We start from the raw sequence: 6,478 nt of genomic DNA on the forward strand, positions 1-6,478 counted from the left end.
ATATACATATATATCAAATTATATATAATTTTATGAATTTAAAGTTAAGTGAATGGACTTTGTAAGGAGGAAATTCAAGAAAAGCTAAAGGATTATATTCATAGGAGGGAGAACTCTTTCCGGAAACATAGGACTTGCAAAAATCCCCTATAAAAAAGGTAAACTCGGAAAATGATTATCTACATTTTTCGTTTAGGTTTTTACATTGTCCTTCTGCTGTACTTAAACTCTTAATGCATGATTAACATGTTTTGTTTCAGAGGATATTTTTTAAAACTGCAGAAAATGAAATGATTGTATCTGAACCTATTTTTTTAAATATCTTAATTGAGGGGTTAGTATTATGCAAAAAGACAAACGTACTTCATTGACCGATGGAATGTTTCTTTCTTTAATGAAGTCATCACTGAAAGGAATCTCTCAAGTCATATTGATTGAGAATGCTGTTACTGGTTTCATTATCCTAATGGCGATCACGATTTATTCTTATCCTTTAGGGATCATTACTCTATCTTCCTCAATCATAGGAATGCTAATCGGAAAACTGGGAGGTGCTAATGAAAACATTGTGAATTCAGGTTTATACGGATATAACTCCGTGCTAACAGGCATTGCACTAACATTGTTTTTAACTGGACCCTCTCAGTGGTTCATCGCTTTAGTTGGAGCTGCTTTAGCGGCAATCTTTTCCGCAGCAATGATGCATTTCATGAGAAACACGGGGATTCCCATCCTTACATTCCCTTTTATCATTCTGACTTGGTTTATGTTGCTTGCATCTTACAAGTTAAAGGCTTTCCAGTTAAGTCCGGGACTAGTTCCTCAAGACTTATCACACTGGACCTTAAATATCTCTGGAAAGGTTAATTGGCTGGAAGGGAGTTTTAATGGGATAGGGCAAATTTTTTTTCTGGATAGTACCTTAGCTGGCATTCTATTATTTATTGGCGTATTTTGGGCCGGATGGAAATATGGCCTTTTTTCCATTTTAGGTAATGCGTTTGCATTACTCATATCATTCGTACTTGGAGGGGAACACTCTTTAATTATCTTGGGGCTTTATGGCTACAATGCGATTTTAACCAGCATTGCCGTATCTATAGTTTTTAAAGAGGGCCATAATCGATTTGCGCCTATATCAGGAATCATCGCAGCTTGTGTGACAGTACCCTTAACGGCAAGTGTAGCTACCTGGCTTTTACCCTATGGACTTCCAGCCCTGACAATGCCTTTCGTACTTAGTACCTGGCTTTTCCTAGGCGCGAGAAAAGTCCTTCCTAGGTTGTAATCAATTTGACTTTTGAGAATGGGCATTACTTCCAAAGACAGCTGCCTTTGCAACATTAAGTAACCATCTGGAAATCTAAGTGATCCTCATGTTATGGCTTGGCCAAAAGAAAGAACTGCCTTAAAAGGCAGTTCCGATTTTAAGATAAGGAAGACGTTATTTCTCAACTTTCACTGACGTTTTTTCCTGATCCATTTCTATACCATTCAAGATGACTATTCAGACCCCATACTCATGACTTTCAACAAATGGGATGAGAATATCAGGTCCTTGCTTGCTTAACGTATCATCAAAATGTTGGTGGCACCTGCCGAATGTTTGACTGTTCGGTTTGAGCTTTCCATTCTCCCTGACGGAACTCTTTTTCCCACTTCGAAACGACAATACAAGCGAGAACATGTCCTGGTGTATTACAAGCAGTACGTGCCATATCCAGCACACGGTCAATTCCTGCAATAATTGCGACGCCTTCTGCAGGAAGCCCTACTGCTGAGGCGGTAGCTAAAAGGACAACTAGCGAACCGGATGGAACAGCGGCGATTCCTTTTGAAGTTGCAACAAGAACCCCCATTACAATCAACTGTTGGCCAAAATCCATCGGGATGCCATATGCTTGTGCCAAGAAAATAGAGCAAACTGAAAGGTACAATGTCGAACCATCACAATTCAGTGATAGCCCAGAAGGAATAACGAATGAAACAACGCGTTTCGAACAACCGTATGCTTCCATTCGTTCCATTAACTGAGGCAGAATCGTTTCCGTACTTGTTGTAGAAAAAGCGATAAGGAACAAATCCCATACCATTCGAAACACTTTAAAGTAAGAAATCTTCAAGAACCAACCAATTATTGGGAATAAAACGAAAATAACGATAGCAAGCCCAAGATACACAACCCCAATCAACTTTGTCATAGGGATTAAAAGGGCAATGCCATACTGACCTACAGAGGCTGCCATGAGAGCGAGTACACCAATCGGTGCCGTTACCATCACCATTTGTGTCAGTTTAAACATGATATTTGCAACTGATTCCATAAACTTCATAGCCGGTTCTGACTTTTTGCCAATTGCTCCAGCAGCTGCACCAAATAAAATAGCGAAGAATATAACGGCTAATAAATCACTTTTTGCCATCGCATCAACAATGTTGCTTGGTATGATATTAACAAGCATCGTTTTAAAATCGACAACCTTGGTAACGCTTTCATTTAATTGTGTGATATCCTTTTGAGCAAGATGGGATAAATTGAGCCCAGCACCAGGCTTTAAAACGTTAACCAGGATAAGACCTATACCTAGAATCAGAGTGGTAATAAATTCAAACCAAATAATTGTTTTAAGTCCCAATGAACCCATTTTTTTCATGTTTCCGTCGCCTGATGACCCAATGACGATAGTGGTGAAAACAATAGGCACAACAATCATTTTAATAAGATGAATAAAAGCGTCTCCAATCGGTCTTAAGGATTGGCCAAGTACAGGAAAAAAATGTCCGATAAGTGCTCCAATAAACAGTGCTATTAATACTTGAAAAGCAAAAAACTTTTTCATACGTTGTCCTCCCTGAACGAAAGATTAATAGCCTCATCACACAATTTGTCAATAAATAGATCATTCCATTCTCATTTGACTATTGAATGAGAAAGTAGAAATGGCCTTTAAAAATTGAATTTACATTTCCATTGACAGCCTCCCCATTTAAAAATATTTGTAAATATACCAAATACTGTATCACTTTTTCATGATTCAGTAAAATACAGAATTACTATAAAGTTATAAGAATCAATTATTAATTCCATTGAGATCTTTTATTGTTCCTTAATCAGCTAACGCACCCGTTAGTTTAGATGACCACAATGGCACATTTCCATTGCAGAATGAGAAAAATTTCTTAAACATGTATAACCCTGTCCTAAAATTAGGACAGGGTTACCATAAAGCTGTTTAATTGTTGATTAAAACACAATGATGTTACTTTTGCGATATCTGAATAAGGTTGCCGCATGTATCGTCGAAGACAGCTATTGTGACTTCGCCCATTTTTGTCGGCTCCATAGTAAACTTCACGCCGTTTTCCAATAATCGTTTGTACTCTTCATGAATATCTGCAACGCCAAACATTGTTGCCGGGATGCCATCTGCAAATATCTTCTTTTGATACTCCTGTGCGGCAGGATGCTCATTCGGTTCGAGTAAAAGCTCGGTACCGTCATGAGCTTCGGGAGAAACAAGCGTGATCCACCTGAATTTCCCCATTGGAACGTCTTGCTTTTTTACAAATCCCAGTTTTTCTGAATAAAATTCCAGTGCCTTGTCTTGGTCTTGTACGAATATGCTGGTAACAATGATTTTCATAATGTTTTACCTCCTTTGATATTTGTGACGCATGGTGCTGTGCTAACAATCCGCTGCAAGCAAAACGGACCAACACGATTGCCAGAAGTCTTGTTCCGTTTTTATAAAATTACTCGATCCATCCTTTTAGCAAATTTTTAAGTGGTTCGTTGTTGAATATAACTACTCGATACTTTCCCTTTCGTTTTGATTTTACGAGCCCTGCATCTTCCAATACAGAAAGATGTTTAGCTATTGCTTGTCGCGAAATGGAAATGTCGTGCTTCATAATGAGACGTACCGTAAGTTCATACAACGTCAGTTCGTTGCGTTCGGATAGTTCGTCTAATATAAGCCGCCTAGTCGAGTCTCCAAGTGCTTTGAATATAGCGTCTTTGTCCCAATTCATATATCGAGTATAAGCAACCCAAAGGTTGCCTGTCAAGTACAAGCAACTGTATGGTTGCATGACAAAGGAACCGTATCATGACTCTTAACAAGTTCAAGTCACATTATTATAGTTTTAACCATTTTATAAATTTAATGACAAAAAATGCATGAATCCTCATTGGATCGTCACACTAGTTAAATTTATAAGCACCTGCCCGGTTCATTCCATTAGAAAAAGGCTGCCGCAGCAACCCTTGTAGTTAATAATCCAGTTTAAATTTGAAAGGATTGCATCAAACATTCTTCATCATCTATCATTTTCTTTTTTTCTTCAAAATCTATTTTCAGCTCACTAAAGATCTTTCTCCAAAATATAACGGCAGGAATATTCTTGGCTAATTCAACAACAAAGTAGCAACCCTTTTTTTGTTTAAACAATTCCTTTAATAATGCAATGGCCATACCCTTTCTTCTATATTTTTTCAAAATAAAAATATCATTGATGCTGTAATCATATTCCTTATTTAAAAACGGCCTTTCCAATAGTAATAAAAACCCTACAATCATCTTATCTTTTTTCAAAAAATATGGTGTTAACCCTTCCCTCTTCAAAATCAATTCAAATGAATCAAATTCGAATGAACCATCTGATGATATGTCTAAACCCTCGGTATACTCCGAAAGGTCATGTAAATAAAGGGAATATAAATTCTTAAGAATATGCTTTTCATCTGTGGAAATTTGATTTAAGGAAACAGTCATTGTTATACCTCTTTTACATTTAATCAAACCTCTTAATTATTTCGACATAAACTTTCATTTGCCCTTCATGAACTAACCTGCCCCCTTAGTGCCATAAGAAAAAGCTGCCTTAAAGACAGCCCAGATCTTCAGCAAACGCACCCGTTAGTTCAATAACCAAGTATCAAACTATATTTCATGTCATACAAACAACATTTCCTGTATCTTGTAGTATTGTGGCCTTACCCTTTGTAGCGTTGGTGAACGTGCTAGTGATGTCAGTACGCTTCCCTTCATCTGAAAAAAAGGAAGTTGTAAAATTCAATGCTAGTAAATTATACAAAAATATTTAAATATAAATTTATTTACGAAACTTTTCAAACAAAATGCTACCCATTGAGAATGAGTAGCAAGCATTAAAAGTTATTTAAAAATAATTTGTAGTTTTCCATATACTTTTCCAGAGGAATATCCATCTTTCACATCAACATAAAATTTACCAATTTTCATACCTGTGAATACTGTACTTCCACCTGCTAAACTATGATAGCCAGTGCACTTTCCAGTACTCGCATTGCAAAGACGAGCCCATAAGTTACTATAATTAGTCAATAACACACTTCCAGAAGCGGTCTTTAAATAAATGGGGGAAACTAGTTCCACCTCTAAGTCACTACCTTTGTTAGGATTTCCAATTTCTCCATCCCATTTTCCATCTTCTGTTTGAAAAGAATACTGAGGAACACTTGCTTGAGCAGTAGAAGTACTAAATACCATTCCACCTACCAGAACTAACACAAAGGTACTTAAGATTGAAAATAAGCTTTTTATGTTATTTCCTCCTCCAATCTTTATCCCTTTTATAATATCAAAATGGACTAATTATTCAAATAGTTAAAAATAACCAAATATTCCTATTCCAAACATCTTTTGGTTGCGTACTCTTCATCCAGTTAACGAAATTGTTGTACGGTTATGTTTTTAATTTTCGTTATTAGATAGGTATTCTGCTACATCTTTTGGAACTTTAAAATGCAAATTTAGTTTCTTGGTTTTAAATTCGATATAAGGACTGTCTTTATATGTAATAATTGTGGCGATTTGTTTAAGTTCCTTTTTAACAGTAATAGGCTCTCCAAGTTTGACTGTATCCTCTTGGTACATCTTATAAATATACCCTTTAGTCGAATTTGAAGGAATATCCACAATACTCCATTTATCAACTTCAAGTGTATTAACAAATTCATTTACATCTTCTTGGTTGTCTATAACGTTTAAAACCAATTCCGGATTTTCTTCTGACGATACTTCTATCTTTTGGGATTTATCAAGCCCAGGGTCTTCTTTCAAGTCTTCTTTTTCTATGCTGCATCCGAATAAAAATATAGATACGCTAAAAGCAAATATAAATTTCATACAAACTTTTTTAATAATTGTCGCCCTCCCTCCAAGAAACAGAACCATACACTCATTCGCTAAACCAAGAAAATTTTAACATTTATTGATTATTATTACTATACCTCTACAGTCTAAATTAATATCGGTCTTAAGCCTTAGATTATACAAATAATAAAACCAAACTATAAATTAATTCACTTAAACGATCCTGCCCCTTTAGTGCCACAAGAAAAAGAGCTGCCGAAGCAGCTCCCTTATTAAACTTCCGCCCGCCCTGCGGAAAGCGAGCATCTGGAGGGGAAATCAACCACACCGCACTACTTGGT

At 36.4% G+C, this 6,478-nt stretch carries 7 protein-coding genes; 1 reads left to right on the forward strand and 6 read right to left on the reverse strand.

The genetic code is table 11. From position 1 onward, the window contains the following. Positions 1-343: 343 nt before the first annotated feature. On the forward strand, positions 344-1,288 hold the full coding sequence (locus tag ACFVSH_RS21490) for an urea transporter (RefSeq protein ID WP_387603271.1): 945 nt from the start codon (positions 344-346) through the stop codon (positions 1,286-1,288). 289 nt (positions 1,289-1,577) lie between these two features. On the opposite strand, the gene ACFVSH_RS21495 is transcribed toward ACFVSH_RS21490, so the two are convergent. The 6 genes from ACFVSH_RS21495 to ACFVSH_RS21520 form a co-directional block, all read right to left on the reverse strand. Next, positions 1,578-2,840 carry a dicarboxylate/amino acid:cation symporter gene (locus ACFVSH_RS21495; protein ID WP_387603268.1) on the reverse strand — a complete coding sequence of 421 codons (1,263 nt, stop codon included), beginning with the start codon at positions 2,838-2,840 and terminating at the stop codon, positions 1,578-1,580. A gap of 420 nt (positions 2,841-3,260) precedes the next feature. Further along, positions 3,261-3,644 (reverse strand): VOC family protein, encoded by a 384-nt coding sequence (locus ACFVSH_RS21500; protein ID WP_387603265.1) that lies wholly within the window; start codon positions 3,642-3,644, stop codon positions 3,261-3,263. A gap of 109 nt (positions 3,645-3,753) precedes the next feature. After that, positions 3,754-4,032, reverse strand: a complete 279-nt coding sequence (locus ACFVSH_RS21505; protein ID WP_076370470.1) for an ArsR/SmtB family transcription factor — start codon at positions 4,030-4,032, stop codon at positions 3,754-3,756. Between the two features lie 254 nt (positions 4,033-4,286). Beyond that, entirely contained in the window at positions 4,287-4,775 is a 489-nt protein-coding gene (locus tag ACFVSH_RS21510; protein WP_387707733.1) for a GNAT family N-acetyltransferase, read from the reverse strand. Between the two features lie 402 nt (positions 4,776-5,177). After that, positions 5,178-5,531 carry a hypothetical protein gene (locus ACFVSH_RS21515; RefSeq protein WP_260289009.1) on the reverse strand — a complete coding sequence of 118 codons (354 nt, stop codon included), beginning with the start codon at positions 5,529-5,531 and terminating at the stop codon, positions 5,178-5,180. Positions 5,532-5,735: 204 nt separating this feature from the next. Beyond that, entirely contained in the window at positions 5,736-6,218 is a 483-nt protein-coding gene (locus tag ACFVSH_RS21520; RefSeq protein WP_387603262.1) for a hypothetical protein, read from the reverse strand. Positions 6,219-6,478 lie beyond the last annotated feature (260 nt).

The sequence above is a fragment of the Peribacillus sp. NPDC058002 genome (assembly GCF_042886655.1).
Lineage (GTDB): Bacteria > Bacillota > Bacilli > Bacillales > DSM-1321 > Peribacillus > Peribacillus aracenensis.

What these genes read in the sequence shown, in the direction of transcription:
- ACFVSH_RS21490 (WP_387603271.1), top strand. Translation starts at nt 344, where the DNA reads ATGCAAAAAGACAAACGTACTTCATTGACCGATGGAATGTTTCTTTCT.
- ACFVSH_RS21495 (WP_387603268.1), bottom strand. Translation starts at nt 2,840, where the DNA reads ATGAAAAAGTTTTTTGCTTTTCAAGTATTAATAGCACTGTTTATTGGA.
- ACFVSH_RS21500 (WP_387603265.1), bottom strand. Translation starts at nt 3,644, where the DNA reads ATGAAAATCATTGTTACCAGCATATTCGTACAAGACCAAGACAAGGCA.
- ACFVSH_RS21505 (WP_076370470.1), bottom strand. Translation starts at nt 4,032, where the DNA reads ATGAATTGGGACAAAGACGCTATATTCAAAGCACTTGGAGACTCGACT.
- ACFVSH_RS21510 (WP_387707733.1), bottom strand. Translation starts at nt 4,775, where the DNA reads ATGACTGTTTCCTTAAATCAAATTTCCACAGATGAAAAGCATATTCTT.
- ACFVSH_RS21515 (WP_260289009.1), bottom strand. Translation starts at nt 5,531, where the DNA reads ATGGTATTTAGTACTTCTACTGCTCAAGCAAGTGTTCCTCAGTATTCT.
- ACFVSH_RS21520 (WP_387603262.1), bottom strand. Translation starts at nt 6,218, where the DNA reads ATGGTTCTGTTTCTTGGAGGGAGGGCGACAATTATTAAAAAAGTTTGT.